The following is a 17,058-nucleotide window of genomic DNA, read 5'->3' on the forward strand; positions in this document are numbered from 1 at the left end:
TGCGTTAGGATTTTGCATTGCATCTTCCGCACATGAGTGGCGCATGATTTTTCCGCCAACCCGCCCATACTGGCGGATCATGTGCTGGGGAGATGACAATGTTATCCAGCCGCGAAGCCTTTGAGAACGATGTCTGCCCGGTCGGCGACGAAATGCTCGGAAGCCTGTACCGCGCGAGCGAACATGGCCTTCCTCAACTTGTGGAATCGGTCTCTGCCGATGTCAGAGCGATGCTGGCGCTGTTCTGCTACAAACGCGCGCATCTGCACGGCATGAGCCTCGCCATCGCCGCGACCTGCACGGAGCGCGATCTGGTGGAGCAGGGCGGCATCGTCGGCTCGACCTTGTTCGCAATGTCCCGGGAAGCGCCATCGCCGCAGTCGATATCCGCAGCCAGCAGCCGCCGCAGCATTACGCTCTCGACCAAGCCACTCAGCACGCTAGCGCCGCTTGTCGACGAGATCGACGATGAAGAGCCGGCCGCAGAAAACCTCACCGCGGTTCCTGCCTGAGGATCACGGGATTTATTTCTCTGACGGGCGATGTACGTTGCGTCGCCCGGTGAGTCTAACGTTGGCTGCCAGTCGTCAGCTTTGATGCGGGCCGCGCATCATCTTCAGCGCATCCTCGACATGCCGCCATTCCTTGGCCCGCTCGGTCTGGCCGTGTTCCTCGCACTCTACCGCGCGCTGCGCCACCTTCGCGATGGCCTGAGGGCCGTGCATTTCCAGCAACTGCCGGGCGTAATCGTGAATTTCCGTCTCGCGCATGGATCTGCTCCCTCGTTCAAACCCGTTGAACGTAAGACGCCCGGCGCGGCGGATTCGTTCCGCGTTATTGGCTCCCGGCGATGGAACCCGGCGGAAGTTCCCCAAGGTTGAAACGCCGCCGCGCCATCAGGCACTCAGGATCGCCCGGCAGGCATGTCCGGCAAACCTCAGGGCGCACTTCGTAAATGCCGCATGCTGTGAAGGCCCCGATTTTTCCGGTCAGCGCGGTGCAGCGGTCGCCGTCGCAACGCATGCCGGAGAGGCGGTCGTTGACGAACTTTGCCGGAATGAGATCGAGCGCGGCGTCGTCTTCCGTGGTGAAACGCGGCCAGTTGCTCGAATAGGAGCAGCAAGCGCCGCAGCTCTGGCAGGGACTATCGCTCGCCGTCATGGCATCCCCGCTCCTGCATACGCCGCTCCTGCATCACCTTCAGCCACTTCACGCGCAGCGCGGCGCGCCGCTCGGGATATTTCTCGTCCAGAAACAGGGCCTGCACGATCCGGTCGATACGGAAGCTGCGAAAATCCTGCCGCAGTTCGCACCAGCCTGCGAGATGCAGCACCGTTTCAAGGTAGCCGATGGCGATCGGCCAGATGGTGCGTTCGGTGTCGCGGCCCTGTTCGTCGCGATAGTGCAGCCGGATTTTCTTGCTGGCATAGATATGCGCGCGCAGTGTCGTCATGTCGGTGGTGTCGGGCGCCGCGTCCCATCTCGGACGGATCCGGCTGGCGGGCTCCAGCGCCAGCGGCTGCAGCCGCTCGGGAATGGTATCGACAATTTTTGCGATGAGGTCCTGCGCCGCCTTGGCCAGAACCGGGTCGGCCCGCCCGGCCACCCATTGCGCGCCAAGCACCGCCGCCTCGACCTCGTCGGGCGTCAGCATTAGCGGGGGCATGTCAAAGCCCTTTTCCAGCACATAGCCGGTGCCGGCCTCACCCCGGATCGGGACCCGCTGGCCGATCAGGGTGGCGATGTCGCGGTAGACCGTGCGTTTGGAGGTTTCCAGCTCGCCGGCGATGGCCTCGGCGGTCAGCGGCTTGCGGGTGCGCCGGAGCACCTGGATGATCTGAAACAGCCGGTCGGCGCGCCGCATCGTTTTCGTCTCGTTGTCCGCTTGCTGCTGACAGTAGGGTGGCAGCAGGGGGTAACTAGAAACGGGCATCTTTTCAACGCAGAAGGATGCCCCGATGATCACCCTGTACGGTTTTGGCCCCGGCTTCGGCCTCCCGGAAATCAGCCCCTATGTCACCAAGACCGAGGTCCAGCTCAGGATGGCGGGGCTGGACTATGTCAAGCAGCCCGCCGTGCCGGACAGTTCGCCAAAGGGACAGCTCCCTTACATCGACGATGGCGAAATGATCGCGGATTCCACCTTCATCCGGCGCCATCTGGAGCTGAAGCACGGGTTCGATCTCGACGCCGATCTGGACGAGCGCCAGCGCGCCGAGGCCTGGGCGATCGAGCGGATGATTGAAAACCATTTCACCTGGGCATTCACCTATACGCGCTGGATGATCCCGGAGAATTTCGCAAAAGGCCCGGCGCACTTTTTCGACGGCGCGCCCGAGGCCGTCCGCGATGCGCTGCGCGCGGATGTCTTGCGCAGGGTTGGCGAGAGCATGCGGCTGGCCGGTCTTGGCCGCCATACGCCGGAGGAGATCGTCGGACTTGGCACGCGCTCGCTGTCCGCGCTGTCGATGCTGCTGGGCTGGAAGCCGTATCTGATGGGTGACCGGCCCTGCGGCACGGATGCCATCGCCTTCGCCTCGCTTGCTGGCCTGATGACACCGTTCTTCAATTCGCCATTGCGCGAGCGCGCGCTGCAATTTGCCAATCTCACGGCCTATGTGGACCGCATGATGATGCAGTACTATCCCGAACATCCCTGGCAGCGGATGGCGGCCGCGGCATGAAACCGGTCGTCATTGCGAGGAGCGGAGCGACGAAGCAATCCATATTTCCTCTTCCGAAGAGTGGATTGCTTCGCTTCGCTCGCAATGACGAACGCTAACTCGCTGACTTCTGCTTCAACGACGCCACCTCCGCCTCCAGCTCCGCGATACGCGCATCGCGCGCAGCGACCGCCGCCGCGACATCGGCGGCGTCGAATTTCATCGGGATATGCTGCGGGCAGTTGCTGTCCCAGGCGGCAACCTTGAAAACGATCGCCTGCTCGGGCCGGGCCTTGTAGTCCTTCGGCATCAAGGCCGCGGTCAACGCCGGATCATCCTCCACCACGCGCGCCTCGCCCCAGATCTTGATCCGGCGGCGGTTCACATAGTCGATCAGGAATATATAGGCCTTGGGGTTCTCGCTGAGATTGCCCTGCGTGATGTATTGCCGGTTGCCCTTGTAGTCGGCGAAGGCCAGCGTGCTCTTGTCCAGAATCTTGATGAAGCCCGCAGGCCCGCCGCGATGCTGGATATAGGGCTGGCCGTCAGCGGTCGCTGTTGCGAGGAAGAAACTGGTCTGCTCGCCGATGAAGGCGGCCAGCGCTTCGTCGATCTCGGTACGAAAGCCGCCGCGGTCTTCCTCCATATGCGCGTAGCCCTGGCGCGAGCCTTTGCGGCTCTGGATCGCTTTCACGGCAGGCGTGAAGGCGACATCGCTTGAATAGGTCTGGGTGGTTGTCATGGCTGACCTCCGAGGATCATGGAGAATACTCCGGATTTGGGTGCTGCCGTTCTCGAAATAATTATCGCTATTGACAGTTCATAATTGCGCAATATGAAATAATGCGATGGACCGGATCGACGCCATGCGCGCCTTTGTTGCGGTGGCAGACCTTCAGGGGTTCGCCCCCGCAGCACGCAAGCTCGGGCTGTCGGCTTCCGCGGTGACGCGGCTGATCGCCAGTCTCGAAAATCATCTCGGCGCGCGGCTGCTCCAGCGCACCACGCGCTCGGTGACGCTGACCGATGTCGGCGCGCGTTACCTGGAGCGGGCGCGGCGGATTCTCGGCGATCTTGAGGAAGCGGAAGATTCGGTTCAGGCCGAACGCAGCAAACCGTCAGGCCGGCTGATCGTCTCGGCGCCACTGATGTTCGGGCGGCTTCATGTCGGCCCGGTGATGTCGGCCTATCTGAAACAATATCCCGACGTCAGCGCCGAACTGCGGCTCTCGGACCGGACGGTCAATCTGGTGGAAGAGGGCATCGACCTTGCCGTGCGCATCGGCCATCTGGCGGATTCCAGTGTGATCGCGCGGGCGGTGGGGGACATGCGGCGGGTCGTGGTCGCATCGCCGCGTTATCTCAAGGCGCGCGGCACGCCGCAGAAACTGTCGGACCTCGCCGATCATGAGGTCATCCAGTTTTCTGGCAGCAGTGCCCTTATGGAATGGCGCTTTATCGAAGACGGGCGCGAAATCCGGGTGCCGAATACGTCGCGCTTTGCCACCAACAGTACCGATGCCGCCGTGCTCCATGCCGAGCAGGGCGGCGGCCTGATCAGTGTGCTGGCGTATCAGGTCGCGGAGTCACTCAAGGCAGGACGGCTCAAGATCGTGCTGGCAAAGTATGAACTGCCGACGATGCCGATCCATCTGGTGTATCCGACATCGCGATTGCTCTCGGCGAAGGTCCGGGCGTTCATCGATCTCGTGGTGGCGAAGACCGACTGGCGGTTCGGAACGAAGTAGTGTCATGATTTCTTGTTGGGGATCTTGAACGTCGCGTTGGCCCGCGCGCACGGCTCCCCGTCGGCGGTGACGAAGCACTGCGCGAAACAGATCGAGCCGCCGACCTTGGTGAAGGTGGTTTCAAACACGAGCCACTGGCCGATTTTCGCGGAGCCGAGATAATCCACCGACAGATTGATGGTGACGATGCCGGAGAGGCCGCCCTTGACGCTGCAACTCAATCCCATCGCGTTGTCGGCCAATGCTGCGATCAGTCCGCCGTGAATGAGCCCGCGCGAATTGGTGTGCGCCTGTGCAAGGCGGAGCCCGAGAATATAAGCCTCCGGTGTCGCCTTGAAATAGATCGGCTCCCACGGTTCGGTGAGCGGACTGCGGCGCGGATGGCGTGCGAAGCCTTCGGGCACGCCGGCAGTTGACGGTTCAGGCGGTGTCATTGCGTTTCGTCCCGATGATGTGCGTGTCGATTAATGCGCATCATAAAGCGGCCTCTGCGCGCAATCATGCGAAATCAAGTTTGAAACGACGTGACACCGGACGTTTGAAACAGCTTGCCGCTCACTCCGTCATTGCGAGGAGCGAAGCGACGAAGCAGTCCAGCCTGTTCTTGTTGCTATGGATTGCTTCGCTTCGCTCGCAATGACGAGAATGGGGATGGCGTGCGAATGTCGCAGACGGTCTAATACGGCAGCCCGACGTAATTCTCCGACAGCGATGTCTTCGCAGCATCGGACTCGATCAGATACGACAACTCCGCGCGCTGGATGCGTGCGCTGAATTCATCGGTGCCGGGGAAACGGTGCAGCATCGAGGTCATCCACCACGAGAAGCGCTCGGCCTTCCAGACCCGCGCCAGCGCGCGGCGTGAGTAGTCGTCAATGCCGGCGGCGGATTTGTCCGCATAGAATTCGCGCAGCGCTGTTGACAAATAATGCACGTCGCTGGCGGCGAGGTTCAGGCCCTTGGCGCCGGTGGGCGGCACGATATGCGCGGCGTCGCCGGCCAGAAACAGCCGACCGAACCGCATCGGCTCCGCGACGAAGCTGCGGAGCGGCGCGATGCTTTTTTCGATCGAGGGGCCGGTGACCAGCGTCGCTGCGGCTTCCGGGTCGAGCCGCCATTTCAACTCGTCCCAGAATTTCTCGTCCGGCCAGTTGTCGACATGCTCGTCCAGCGGACATTGCAGATAGTAACGGCTGCGATGGGTCGAGCGCATCGAGCACAGGGCGAAGCCACGCTCGTGACTGGTGTAGATCAGTTCCGGCGACACCGGCGGCGTTTCGGACAAGAGACCGAGCCATCCGAATGGATAGACCCGCTCGAACGTCGTCAACGCTTCCGGCTTCACGCTCTGGCGGCTGACGCCGTGAAAGCCGTCGCAGCCGGCGATGAAGTCGCAGGCGACTTCTTGGGTCGTGCCGTCCTTCTCATAGCGCACCCGCGGCCGCTCGCCGCCGAAATCATGCAGGCTGACATTGTCGGCGTCATAGACCGTGGTCAGTCCTGCTGCGAGGCGCGCGTCCATCAGGTCGCGCGTCACTTCGGTCTGGCCATAGACAGTTACCGTTTTACCGGTGGCCTTGGTCATGTCGATGCGATGGCGCGCGCCGCCGAAGGCGAGTTCGATGCCGTGATGCACAAGGCCGTCGTGATGCAGCCGCGCCGAGACACCCACCTCGTCCAGCAGACCGACGGTGCCCTGTTCAAGCACGCCGGCTCGGATCCGCCCGAGAATGTAGTCCCGGTCCTTGCGCTCGAAAATGACGTTGTCGATGCCGTAGCGGTGCAGCAATTGACCGAGCAGCAAGCCCGCCGGTCCTCCGCCGATGATGGCCACCTGTGTCCGCAACGTGCTTCACTCCATCTGCTTGCGAATAGGTTTTGCCCGCCGCGAGAAATTGATTATACCAGATAACAATACAGAAAAAGGCTATCGACCATTGGCCGAAAGTCGGTCGCGACAGCGGTTCGACGAAAAGCCCGGCCAGTGCCCGCGCACCTTAACCGTCATACCAATGGCAAAGGCGGCGGGCATTGCAAATGACCGATAACTTCGCTCTGAATGGCGGCCAATCCGGGCGATATGTTGCACTGCAAGGTGCGCGCCCGCCGCAATCGAACGAAACTTGAAAAGAGTATTTGAGGGAGGACTTGATGAAAAAGCTAACCTGGACCGCCATCATGATGGCGGCCTCCGTGACGCTGCCGGTGACTCTTGCCGCCGCGCAGGACATCACCATCGGCATCAGCATCAGCACCACCGGCCCGGCCGCTGCGCTGGGTATTCCTGAGAAGAACGCGCTCGAATTCGTGCCGACCGAGATCGGCGGCGCCAAGATCAAGACAATCCTGCTCGACGACGCCGGCGATCCGACCGCAGCCACCACCAATGCCCGCCGTTTCGTGACCGAGTCCAAGGCCGACATCATCATCGGCTCCTCGACCACGCCGCCGTCGATCGCGATTTCGACCGTCGCCAATGAAGTCGGCGTGCCGCAACTCAGCCTCGCGCCGCTGCCGATCACCCCGGCCCGCGAGAAGTGGACCGCCGTGATGCCGCAGCCGGTGCCGATCATGGGCAAGGTGCTCTACGAGCACATGAAGAAGCACAATGTCAAAACCGTCGGCTATATCGGCTTCTCCGATTCCTACGGCGATCTCTGGCTGAACGACCTGAAGACCCAGACCGGCGCCATGGGCGGCATCACCGTCGTGGCGGAAGAGCGCTATGCGCGCCCCGATACGTCGGTGGCCGGTCAGGTGCTGAAGCTGGTCGCGGCCAATCCGGACGCGATCCTCATCGGCGCCTCGGGCACCGGCGCGGCGCTGCCGCAGTCGGCGCTGCGCGAGCGCGGTTACAAGGGCCTGATCTACCAGACCCATGGCGCCGCGGCGATGGACTTCATCCGCATTGCCGGTCCCTCGGCGGAAGGCGTCATCATGGCCGCGGGTCCGGTGATGGCTCCGGAAGGCCAGCCCGACAGCGCGCTGACCAAGAAGCCGGGCATGGCGCTGAACACCGCCTACGAGAAGAAGTACGGCGCCAACACCCGCAGCCAGTTCGCCGGACATATGTATGACGCCTTCGAGGTTCTCAAGCGCGTCGTGCCGGTGGCTCTCAAGACCGCGAAGCCCGGCACGCCGGAATTCCACGAGGCGATCCGCAAGGCACTGCTCTCGGAGAAGGAAATCGCCGCCAGCCAGGGCGTCTACAACTTCACCGAGACCAATCGTTTCGGCACCGACGACCGCTCGCGCATTCTTCTCACCGTGAAGAACGGCAAGTACGAAGTCGTGAAGTAACCATCTGCACAGATGAACCCTCGAAATGCCCGGCTTCGTGCCGGGCATTTTGCTTTTTGCGGTTTAGGCGAGGCCCATCACCGCAACGCTGCCGGTTCTGCCGCGAATCTCCCGGACGCCAAGATCCTGCAGCGCCACCGGAGGCGGGGATTTGAACTGCTCGATCGCGGCGCGCGAGGCGACAAATCCACCGTCCACGTTGCGGCTGAGTTCTTCGAGCCGCGCCGCGGTGTTCATCACATCGCCGTTGAACACGATCGCGCGCTTGATGTCGCCGATTTCGCCGACAATCACCGGACCGAAATGCAGGCTGCCGCGAATGCGCGGCGCAACGCCGAATTCCTGCTCAAACTTGCCCTGAAGTTTCTGCAGGGTCTCGCGCATGGCCAGAAAGCAGCGCAGCGGACGGGCGTCCACCGCGCCGGACGCTGCCGACCAGGTGACGATGATTTCGTCGCCGACATAGTTCAGCACCTCGCCCCGGAAATCGATGATCGGTCCGGTGAGGCTCCGGAAGGTCTTGTCGAGAAAGCGGTGAATTCCAAGGCTGCCGAAGCGTTCGGCAAGGGTTGTCGAGCCGGCAATATCGACAAACAGAACGAACCGGCTTTCCTCGACCGGGGCGTGATAGCGCCCGGTAATCAGATGAAAAAAGGCGCGGGGGCCGATGATGTTGGTGATCGCAAACAGCAGGTTGAGCGCAACGGCGAACACCGCCGAGAACAGGATCGGGGTCCAGGTGTCCTGATTGGGGTCCGGGGTCAGGCCGGCGATCAGAACGCCGAGGTCGAAATACTGCACCGGGATGATGACGGCGGCATAGAATGCGCTGCGAACCGCAAGGCTGACAGTGAACGGCAGGCTTCCCAGCCAGTCGCGCAGCGGCCCCGATGACGCGAGAAGCTCGAATAGGCCGATCGCGCCGCTGATCAGGACACCGTATATGATGCCGACCAAAATCTGCAGCGGCACAAATCCGGAGTGCGCGACCACAAAGATGATTCCGCCAAGTGCTCCGGTCGCGAGAATTGCCGCCAGAAACCGCAGCTTGCGCTGTGACCGCGCGTCCATGATTGAAGTGCCCCCGCACGAGATGTTGCGGAAGCGAGTATCGGTCAGAATGCAGAAGATTGTTAGGGGGGCGGCCCGCTCTATCCGCCCGGCTGGAATCCGAGATAGCTGGCCACCACGCGCTCGTCGCCGCTGATGTCCCTGGCCGACCCGCTCATGACGAATTCGCCAAGCTCCATCACATAGGCGCGGTCGGCGATGTCCAGCGCGGCGCGGGCGTTCTGCTCGACCAGCAGCACCGAGACGCCGGCCTGTCGAAGTTCGCCGATGGTGCGGAAAATATCTGCCACGATCAGCGGCGCAAGGCCGAGCGACGGCTCGTCCAGCATCAGCAAACGCGGCTGGCTCATCAGCGCGCGGCCCATGGCCAGCATCTGCTGCTCGCCGCCGGACAGCGTGCCGGCAAGCTGGGTGCGGCGCTCCTTGAGGCGGGGAAACAGCGCGTAAACCCGTTCCTGCTCACGCACGGCGGTGGCGCGGGGCACGCGGAAGCCGCCGAGCTGCAGGTTTTCCTCGACCGTCATGGTGCCGAACAGTTCGCGATGCTCCGGCACGATGCACAGGCCGGCGGCAACGCGATCCTCGATCTCGAAGCGCGCGATCTGCTGATCCATGAAGATGACGCTGCCGTTGAGCGGCAGGATTCCCATGATGGCGTTGAGCAGCGTGGTCTTGCCCGCGCCGTTGGCGCCGACGATGGTGACAATCTCGTTGGCCCCGACATCGAGCGTTGCGCCGCGCACAGCCTCCACCTTGCCATAGGAAATGTGCGCGTTCTCGACGGACAGCAGCTTTGTCATGACGCCGTCCCCAGATAGGCCTTGATGACATCGGGGTTGGCGCGGATCGCGGCGGGTGTGCCCTCGGCGATCTTGGTGCCGAACTCCAGCACCACAATACGGTCCGCGATGTCCATCACAAAGCCCATGTCGTGTTCGACCAGAAGCACCGACATGCCCTCGGCCCGCAACTGGCGCAGCAGCGCGGCGAGCTTCTGCTTCTCCATATGCCGCAGGCCGGCGGCCGGCTCGTCCAGCAGCAGCAGCACCGGATCGACGCAGAGCGCCCGGGCGATCTCCACGATGCGCTGCTGGCCGAGCGACAGGCTGCCCGCCAACTGGTGCATCTGATCGGCGAGACCAACCCGTGCGATCTGTTTCGCGGCTTCCGCGAGCAGCGCGGCTTCGTCCTTGCGATCAAGCCGCAGCATGCTGGCGATGGCGCCGGACTGGCCGCGCAGATGGGCGCCAATGGCGACATTCTCCAGCACGGTCATGTCGGGCACGAGCTTGACGTGCTGGAAGGTGCGGGCGACGCCGAGCCGGGCGATATCCTGCGGCGGCGCGTTATCGACAGTGCGGCCGAGAACCGAGATCGTGCCGCCCGATGAGCGCAGCACACCGGTGATCAGGTTAAAGGTCGTGCTCTTGCCCGCGCCGTTCGGTCCGATCAGCGCGACGATTTCGCCGGTCTTGACATCGAACGACACGTCGTTCACGGCGATCACACCGCCGAACTGCTTGCGCGCAGCCTGCACGTCGAGCAGCGTCGCGGAATCCGTCACGGATTTCGCGCGCGGCGGCAGCGCGTCCGCGCCTTGCGGATCGGGAAGGCGCGGCGACAGTTTCAGCAGCGCGGCGAGGCGCGGCCAGATGCCGCCCGGCGCGGCCTGCAGCAGCGCCACCAGCAGGATGCCGAAAATCACGATTTCAAGCTGTGCCGATCCGTGGAACACCACCGGCAGGTAGCTCTGCAGGATCTCCTTGAGCACGACCACGATGCTGGCGCCGAGCACCGCGCCCCAGACATAACCCGCGCCGCCGACCACGGCGATGAACAGATACTCGATCCCGGCGTTCAGGCCGAACGGCGTCGGATTCACCGCACGCTGGAAATGCGCATAGAGCCAGCCGGACAGGCCTGCGAGCACCGCGGCGTAAATGAAGACCAGCAGCTTGGCGCGCGCGGTCTCGACACCGAAGGCTTCCGCCGCGATATGGCCGCGGCGCAGGGCGCGGATCGCGCGCCCGGTGCGGGAATCCAGCAGATTGAGCGTCAGCACCGCACAAAGGATCACCGCGATCCAGATCGCGAAATAGATATTTCCCGGATCGGTGAACTGCAGCGAGCCGATGGCGAGCGGCGGAATGCCGGAAATGCCGTCGTTGCGCCCGACGATCTCGAGCTTGCTGAACAGATAGAACAGGCTGATGCCCCAGGCGATGGTGCCGAGCGGCAGATAGTGGCCGGAGAGGCGCACGGTGATGAGGCCGAGAATGACGGCGGCGACGCCGCTGACGATCAGCGACAGCGGCAGGGTCAGCCACGGCGACAGTCCGTAAGACGTGGTGAGGATCGCGGTGGTGTAAGCGCCGAAGCCGCAGAACGCGGCCTGGCCGAACGATGTCAGTCCGCCGACGCCCGTCAGCAGCACAAGGCCCATCGCCACCAGCGCGGCCAGCCCGATATTGTCGAGCAGCACGATCCAGAACGGCGGCATGCCGGGAATGAACGGGATCGCCGCCATCACCAGCGTAAAGATGATCATGCCCCAGCGCCGTGCCATCAGTCTTCCTCCTCGTCGACTTCCGGCGAAGCCAGAGAGCGCAGGATCAGAACCGGCAGCAGCAGCGTAAAGACAATGACCTCCTTGAAGTTGCTGGCGTAGAACGACGAGAACGCTTCGACGATGCCGACCACGAGGGCCGCGGCGGCGGTGAGCGGATAGCTGACGAGGCCGCCGATAATGGCGGCGACAAAGCCTTTCAGGCCGATCAGGAAGCCGGTGTCGTAATAGATCGTCGTGATCGGCACGATCAGGATTCCCGAAATCGTGCCGATGATCGCAGCGAGCAGGAATGCGACCTGACCCGACAGCGTGGTGCGGATGCCGACAATGCGCGCGCCGAGACGGTTCACCGCGGTGGCGCGCAGCGCCTTGCCGTAAAGCGTGTAGCCGAACAGCAGCCACAGGCCGACGATCAGCAGGATGGTGATGACGTAGATGGCGATGCTCTGCCCGGTGAAGCGCAGCGGGCCGACGGTGAAAGCAGCGCTGGAGATCGCCGGCGCCCGCAGGCCTTCCGCGCCGAAGAAGGCAAGGCCGAGTCCCTGCAGGGCGAGATGCACGCCGACCGATGCGATCAGCAGCACCAGCACCGAGGCATGGGCGATCGGCTGATAGGCGATGCGGTAGAGATAAAGGCCGATCGGCGCGACAATGACGATGGCTAGAATAAAGTTGAGGGCGACGCCGTTCTGACGCCCGGCCAGCGCCATTGCGAGGCCCCATATCGCCAGCGGCAGCACGATGTTGAGCGCCAGCGAACGCATGAACTTGCGGGCGTTCATCGTGTTGCGTCCGGCGATCATGTCGAAAGCGAAAGCCACGACGCCCATGCCGAGCGCGAGCAGGGTGGTGCCCGGGACATTTCCGGTGGCAAGCACGGCGTAGGTCAGCGCGCCGAAGGTGACGAACTCGCCCTGCGGAATCAGGATGACCCGCGTCACCGCGAAGACGAGAACGAGCGCAAGACCGAGCAGCGCATAGATCGCGCCGCTCGTGATTCCGTCCTGCAGCAGGAACAGAAGAATCGTACTGTCCAAAGCGTCCCCTCACGCAGCGCGCACGCGCGGATGCAAGGGTCCGGCGGCACCAAACAGCGGCGGTTGAATTCCGCCATCGCTATTTGATATGTTTCATAACGATTATCGACTATAATCTCAAGCCCGACGGGCGTCGGGCCGCTCGAGGCGCCCTTATAACAGGCCGACGAGGAAACGCACGATGGCTGTTTCACGGAGCGTGAGCGCAGGTGCAGCGAAGGCCCGCAAGCGGCCGGCGCGTAAGGTATTCCCGCCCGCGCCGCAGCCTCCTGCCGTCAGGATCGGCGATCTGTCCGGGTTCCTCGGCTATTCGCTGAAGCGGGCGCAACTGCGGATTTTCGAGGATTTCATCGGCTGCGTCGCGCCGCTGCAACTCACCCCGGCGCAGTTTTCCGTGCTGATGCTGGTGGAAGCCAATCCCGGCCGAAACCAGACCGAGATCGCCTCGACTCTCGGTATCCTGCGGCCGAATTTCGTGGCGCTGCTGGATGAGCTTGAGAGCCGCGACCTCTGTGTGCGCAGCCGCTCCAGCAACGACCGCCGCTCGCATATCCTGCGATTGACCGAGAAGGGCCGCGCGGTTCTGTTGCGGGCGCGCAAGCTGATCGAGACTCGTCATGAGGCGCGGTTGCGGGAATTGCTCGGCAACGAGAACCGCGATCTGCTGCTGACGATGCTCAGCAAGATCGCGCAGGAGTTTTAGGGGCATTGCTCCTTTCTTCACCTCTCCCCGTCTTCGGGGAGAGGTCGGATTGTGAAACAATCCGGGTGAGGGGCCACTTCATGAAAGCCATCGAGGAATTGCCCCTCACCCCAACCCTCTCCCCGCAAGAGCGGGGCGAGGGAGCGCATCCCACAGCGTCATGGCGAGGAGCGCAGCGACGAAGCAATCCATCTTTTCAGAAGCAATGGATTGCTTCGCGGAGCCTGTCATCGGGCCGGCGAAGCCGGACCCGTTGGCTCGCAATGACGAGCGTTACGTATCCACCAGAATGATGCGGATGTCGTTGACATTGGTCAGCGTCGGGCCGGTGTTGAGCAGGTCGCCGGTGGCCGTGAAGAACGCGGTGGCATCGTTGTTGTCGAGATAGGCCTTCGGATCGAGCTTGAGTTCGCGCATTTTCGCGAACGTGCGCTGGTCGAGGATCGCACCAGCCGGATCGGTGGGATGTCCCGCACCGCCGTCGGCGCCGTCGGTGTCGCCCGCGAGCACCGCAATGTCCGGTGTGTCCGCGAACAGGCTGGCGAGCGCGAGCACGTATTCCTGATTAGGGCCCCCGCGTCCGTTGCCGCGCACGGTGACGGTGAGTTCGCCGCCGGACAGAATGGCGAGTTTCTGTCCCTCGGCGCGCGCCTTCAGCGCGATCTGCGCATGGGCCGCGGCGACATCGCGCGCCTCACCTTCGAGATCGGCGCCGAGCGCGATCACCTCATAGCCTGCATCGCGCGCCACCGCGACAGCCGCATCGAGCGACTCCTGCGGCCGCGCGATAATCCGGAATTCGGAGTTCGCGAACGCCGCGTCGCCGGGCTTGCAGCTTTCATTGGCGGGATCGCTCAATGCGGCAATCACGGTGTCGTCCGCCTTGATGCCATAGCGCGCGACGATCTCGCGCGCATCCGCCAGCGTGGTCGTATCCGGCACCGTCGGCCCGGAGGCGATGGTCGCCGGATCGTCGAACGGCACGTCCGAAATCGCCAGTGTCAGAAGTTTCGCCGGGGCCGCCGCGCGGGCGAGCCTGCCGCCCTTGATGCGCGACAGATGCTTGCGGACGGTGTTCATCTCGCCGATCGGCGCGCCCGATCGCAGGAGACTTTTGTTCATGGCCTGCTTCTGCGCGAACGACACGCCCTCCGCAGGCGCGATCCAGTTGGCCGAGCCGCCGCCGGACAGCAGCACCAGAACGAGATCGTCATTGGTCGCGGTCTTCGCCAGTTCAAGAGTTCGGCTGGCGGCTTTCAGGCCGGCTTCATCGGGCACGGGATGACCGGCCTCGACAATCTCGATGCGCTGTGTCGGCCTGCCGTAACCGTGGCGCGTGGTGGCAAGGCCCGTCAGCTTCGCAGGATCGAGCCGGGTTTCGTTGAGGTAATGCCGCTCGGCGGCATAAGCCAGCGCGCCGGCGGCCTTGCCGGCCGCGAGGCAGATGATGCGGCCGCGCGGGGCTGGCGGCAGGTGTTCAGCGAGAATGCGATCCGGATGCGCTGCGGCAACCGCGGCATCGAAAATGGCGCGCAGCAGGGGACGTTTGTCGGTCATCGGATCATCGCCTGGAAACAAGGGTTTCAAGACATGGCATGATCGGCCGCACGTTAAAAGGCCCTCCGCAAGGTTATTGCGGAGGGCGGAAATGTTGTCAGAAGTGCCCGTGCAGAGCGGGCAAACCGGATTTCCGATCTGGAAAATCCGGCTCCCTGGCGAGGATCAGCCGCCGACGTCGCCGCTGATGATCGGGCCGAACAACTGCCAGCGCTCGCCGGTGAACTTCATCAGTTGCAACTGGCTGATCGGTGCGAAGTCGGTGGCGCTGGTGTTCAGCTTGATTCCGGGCAGGCCCATTTCAAGCTGAAGGTCCTTGATACTGGCAGCCTGCTTCATCACGTTCGCGCGGGTGAGATTGTCACCGCACATCTTCAGCACATGAACCATGGTCTGCGCCGAGCTGTAGCCGAAGGCGACCGACGAGTCGGCGCGGTTGGCTTCCGGGAAGTACTTCGCGAGGAACGCATCGAAGTTCTTCACGCCCGGATCGTCCTTCCACTGCGGGTCGGTCGGGTCCTTGCCGTAGGTCGCGGAGATCACGCCCTGTGCGTTCTCAAAGCCGGCGGGCTTGATCACCGAACCGGTGGAGGAGGCGACGTTGTTCAGGATGAACAGCGGCTTCCAGCCGAGCTCGGCCACCTTCTTGATCGACTGCGCGCCGAACTTCGGTGTGGTGATGCTGACGAACACATCGGCGCCCTTCGACTTCAGCGCGACGATCTGCGAATCGACGGTCGGGACCGAGGTTTCGTAAGGCTCCTCCGCCACGATCATCGACGCGCCCTTGGCGCCGAGGCCGTCCTTCAGGCCCTTCAGCACGTCTTTGCCGAAATCGTCGTTCTGATAGAGGATGCCGATCTTGCCGTTCGGCTTTTCCTTCATCAGGTACTTCGCATAGATCACGCCTTCGCTCTGGTAGTTGGGCTGCCAGCCCATCGTCCAGGGGAAGTTCTTCGGATCGTTCCATTTGGTTGCGCCGGTGGCGACGAACAGTTGCGGCACCTTCTTGGCGTTCATGTATTTCTGGATCGCCGAATTCGACGGCGTGCCGAGCGAGTTGAAGATCAGCAGGACTTCATCGCTCTCCACCAGCTTGCGGGCCTGCTCCACGGCCTTGGGCGGTGAATAACCATCGTCATAGGAAATAAAATTGATCTTGCGGCCGTTGATCCCGCCTTCCGCATTGATCTTGTTGAAATAGGCTGCCTGGGTCTTGCCGATGATGCCGTAGGCGGAGGCCGGTCCGCTGTAAGGCATGATGTTGCCGATCTTGATTTCGGTATCGGTGGCGCCGGTATCGTATTTCTTTTGCGCGAACGCGCTGCCCGTCGATGCGGCGAAGACCGCGGCGGTTGCGAGCAGCAACATCCCGTTGAGTTTTTTAAGAGCCATTTCTTGTGTTTCCCTAACCTGATTTTTTGAGTTTTGTTGAGGCAGTCGCCTTTGGAAGCCTTTGCCGGCTTCTCTTGTATTCAATACCGTTTGCCTCGGTGTTTCAACAAACGGCATTGAAATGGAAACCCCTGCGAGCGTGTGTCGCAGGGGGTAACTGGTGTTCCCGGGGGCGAACTAGCCGCCGACATCGCCACTCAGGATATCGCCGAACCGCTCCCAGGTCTGGCCCTTGAAGCGCATAAGCTGCATCTGGCTGATCGGGGCGAAGTCGGTGGCGCTGGTGTTGATCTTGACGCCCGGCAGCAGGCCCTCCAGCTCGAGGTTCTTCATGCTGGCGGCCTGTTTCATGATGTTCGCGCGGGTGAGATTGTCGCCGCACGCCTTCAGCACATGGACGAGGGTCTGGGCTGAATTGTAGCCGTAGATCACCGAGCCGTCGGCGCGGTTCAGATCGGGCGCGTACTTCTGCAGGAAGGCATCGTAGTTCTTCATTCCCTTGTCGTCCTTCCACTGCGGATCGGTGGGATCCTTGGCGTAGGCCGCCGAGATGATGTTCTGGGAATTTTCAAATCCGGCGGGCTTGATGACGGAGCCGACCGACGCCGAGACGTTGTTGAGGATGAACAGCGGCTTCCATTCAAGCTCGGCCACCTTCTTGATCGACTGCGCGGCGAACTTCGGCGTGGTGATGCTGATGAAGACATCCGCGCCTTTCGACTTCAGGGCGACGACCTGCGAGTCGATGGTCGGCACACTGGTCTCGTAGGACTCTTCCGCGATAATCATGGACGCGCCCTTCTTGCCGAGGCCGTCCTTGATGCCCTTGAGATAGTCCTTACCGTAATCGTCGTTCTGATACAGAATGCCGATCTTGGCGTTCGGCTTCTCCTTCAGAAGGTAGTTCGCGTAGATGCGGCCTTCGCTCTGGTAGTTGGGCTGCCAGCCCATGGTCCAGGGGAAATCCTTCGGGTCGTTCCACTTGGTCGCGCCGGTGGCGACGAACAGTTGCGGG

General features: G+C 62.8%; 18 protein-coding genes. 5 read left to right on the top strand and 13 right to left on the bottom strand.

What is annotated here, in order from left to right:
* Positions 1–98: 98 nt before the first annotated feature.
* Positions 99–512, top strand: coding sequence for a hypothetical protein (locus HMPREF9696_RS17465; protein WP_002714367.1), 414 nt, complete (start codon positions 99–101; stop codon positions 510–512).
* Positions 513–587: 75 nt separating this feature from the next.
* Here HMPREF9696_RS17465 and HMPREF9696_RS17470 read toward each other — a convergent pair whose 3' ends face one another.
* The 3 genes from HMPREF9696_RS17470 to HMPREF9696_RS17480 form a co-directional block, all read right to left on the bottom strand.
* Positions 588–770, bottom strand: coding sequence for a hypothetical protein (locus HMPREF9696_RS17470; RefSeq protein WP_002714368.1), 183 nt, complete (start codon positions 768–770; stop codon positions 588–590).
* Between the two features lie 64 nt (positions 771–834).
* On the bottom strand, positions 835–1,161 hold the full coding sequence (locus HMPREF9696_RS17475; RefSeq protein WP_002714369.1) for a YkgJ family cysteine cluster protein: 327 nt from the start codon (positions 1,159–1,161) through the stop codon (positions 835–837).
* Positions 1,145–1,864, bottom strand: coding sequence for a helix-turn-helix transcriptional regulator (locus tag HMPREF9696_RS17480; RefSeq protein ID WP_002714370.1), 720 nt, complete (start codon positions 1,862–1,864; stop codon positions 1,145–1,147). The genes HMPREF9696_RS17475 and HMPREF9696_RS17480 overlap by 17 nt, the downstream gene beginning before the upstream one ends.
* A gap of 94 nt (positions 1,865–1,958) precedes the next feature.
* On the opposite strand from HMPREF9696_RS17480, the gene HMPREF9696_RS17485 reads away from it, so the two are divergent.
* The gene (locus tag HMPREF9696_RS17485) at positions 1,959–2,684 is read left to right on the top strand and encodes a glutathione S-transferase family protein (protein WP_002714371.1); all 726 of its coding nucleotides are present in this window, start codon (positions 1,959–1,961) and stop codon (positions 2,682–2,684) included.
* Positions 2,685–2,778: 94 nt separating this feature from the next.
* On the opposite strand, the gene HMPREF9696_RS17490 is transcribed toward HMPREF9696_RS17485, so the two are convergent.
* A complete protein-coding gene (locus tag HMPREF9696_RS17490) occupies positions 2,779–3,405 on the bottom strand; it encodes a pyridoxamine 5'-phosphate oxidase family protein (RefSeq protein WP_002714372.1) in 627 nt (208 codons plus the stop codon).
* Positions 3,406–3,511: 106 nt separating this feature from the next.
* On the opposite strand from HMPREF9696_RS17490, the gene HMPREF9696_RS17495 reads away from it, so the two are divergent.
* Positions 3,512–4,411, top strand: a complete 900-nt coding sequence (locus HMPREF9696_RS17495; RefSeq protein WP_040301573.1) for a LysR family transcriptional regulator — start codon at positions 3,512–3,514, stop codon at positions 4,409–4,411.
* A gap of 2 nt (positions 4,412–4,413) precedes the next feature.
* Here HMPREF9696_RS17495 and HMPREF9696_RS17500 read toward each other — a convergent pair whose 3' ends face one another.
* Together HMPREF9696_RS17500 and pobA are read right to left on the bottom strand one after the other, a co-directional pair.
* Complete coding sequence (locus tag HMPREF9696_RS17500) at positions 4,414–4,845, bottom strand: PaaI family thioesterase (RefSeq protein WP_002714374.1); 432 nt, start codon at positions 4,843–4,845, stop codon at positions 4,414–4,416.
* 242 nt (positions 4,846–5,087) lie between these two features.
* Positions 5,088–6,257, bottom strand: coding sequence for a 4-hydroxybenzoate 3-monooxygenase (gene pobA / locus HMPREF9696_RS17505; protein WP_002714375.1), 1,170 nt, complete (start codon positions 6,255–6,257; stop codon positions 5,088–5,090).
* 305 nt (positions 6,258–6,562) lie between these two features.
* Between pobA and HMPREF9696_RS17510 the strand changes: the two genes are divergently transcribed.
* Positions 6,563–7,711, top strand: a complete 1,149-nt coding sequence (locus HMPREF9696_RS17510; RefSeq protein ID WP_002714376.1) for an ABC transporter substrate-binding protein — start codon at positions 6,563–6,565, stop codon at positions 7,709–7,711.
* Between the two features lie 63 nt (positions 7,712–7,774).
* Here HMPREF9696_RS17510 and HMPREF9696_RS17515 read toward each other — a convergent pair whose 3' ends face one another.
* From HMPREF9696_RS17515 to HMPREF9696_RS17530, 4 genes are all read right to left on the bottom strand, one after another.
* Positions 7,775–8,782: an adenylate/guanylate cyclase domain-containing protein gene (locus HMPREF9696_RS17515; protein WP_002714377.1), complete on the bottom strand. Its 1,008-nt coding sequence runs from the start codon at positions 8,780–8,782 to the stop codon at positions 7,775–7,777.
* An 80-nt stretch (positions 8,783–8,862) separates the two neighbouring features.
* A complete protein-coding gene (locus HMPREF9696_RS17520) occupies positions 8,863–9,582 on the bottom strand; it encodes an ABC transporter ATP-binding protein (RefSeq protein WP_002714378.1) in 720 nt (239 codons plus the stop codon).
* The gene (locus HMPREF9696_RS17525) at positions 9,579–11,348 is read right to left on the bottom strand and encodes a branched-chain amino acid ABC transporter ATP-binding protein/permease (protein ID WP_002714379.1); all 1,770 of its coding nucleotides are present in this window, start codon (positions 11,346–11,348) and stop codon (positions 9,579–9,581) included. Before HMPREF9696_RS17525 ends, HMPREF9696_RS17520 begins: the two co-directional genes overlap by 4 nt.
* Positions 11,348–12,388, bottom strand: a complete 1,041-nt coding sequence (locus HMPREF9696_RS17530; protein ID WP_002714380.1) for a branched-chain amino acid ABC transporter permease — start codon at positions 12,386–12,388, stop codon at positions 11,348–11,350. Before HMPREF9696_RS17530 ends, HMPREF9696_RS17525 begins: the two co-directional genes overlap by 1 nt.
* A 181-nt stretch (positions 12,389–12,569) precedes the next feature.
* Between HMPREF9696_RS17530 and HMPREF9696_RS17535 the strand changes: the two genes are divergently transcribed.
* Positions 12,570–13,091 carry a MarR family winged helix-turn-helix transcriptional regulator gene (locus HMPREF9696_RS17535; protein ID WP_002714381.1) on the top strand — a complete coding sequence of 174 codons (522 nt, stop codon included), beginning with the start codon at positions 12,570–12,572 and terminating at the stop codon, positions 13,089–13,091.
* Positions 13,092–13,364: 273 nt separating this feature from the next.
* On the opposite strand, the gene HMPREF9696_RS17540 is transcribed toward HMPREF9696_RS17535, so the two are convergent.
* The 3 genes from HMPREF9696_RS17540 to HMPREF9696_RS17550 form a co-directional block, all read right to left on the bottom strand.
* Complete coding sequence (locus HMPREF9696_RS17540; RefSeq protein ID WP_002714382.1) at positions 13,365–14,648, bottom strand: glycerate kinase type-2 family protein; 1,284 nt, start codon at positions 14,646–14,648, stop codon at positions 13,365–13,367.
* Between the two features lie 165 nt (positions 14,649–14,813).
* Positions 14,814–16,043 (bottom strand): ABC transporter substrate-binding protein, encoded by a 1,230-nt coding sequence (locus HMPREF9696_RS17545; protein ID WP_002714383.1) that lies wholly within the window; start codon positions 16,041–16,043, stop codon positions 14,814–14,816.
* Between the two features lie 177 nt (positions 16,044–16,220).
* Positions 16,221–17,058, bottom strand: an 838-nt coding sequence (locus HMPREF9696_RS17550) for an ABC transporter substrate-binding protein (protein WP_002714384.1), incomplete at its 5' end; no start/stop codon positions are given.

The organism is Afipia clevelandensis ATCC 49720 (assembly GCF_000336555.1).
In the GTDB taxonomy this organism is placed as follows: domain Bacteria; phylum Pseudomonadota; class Alphaproteobacteria; order Rhizobiales; family Xanthobacteraceae; genus Afipia; species Afipia clevelandensis.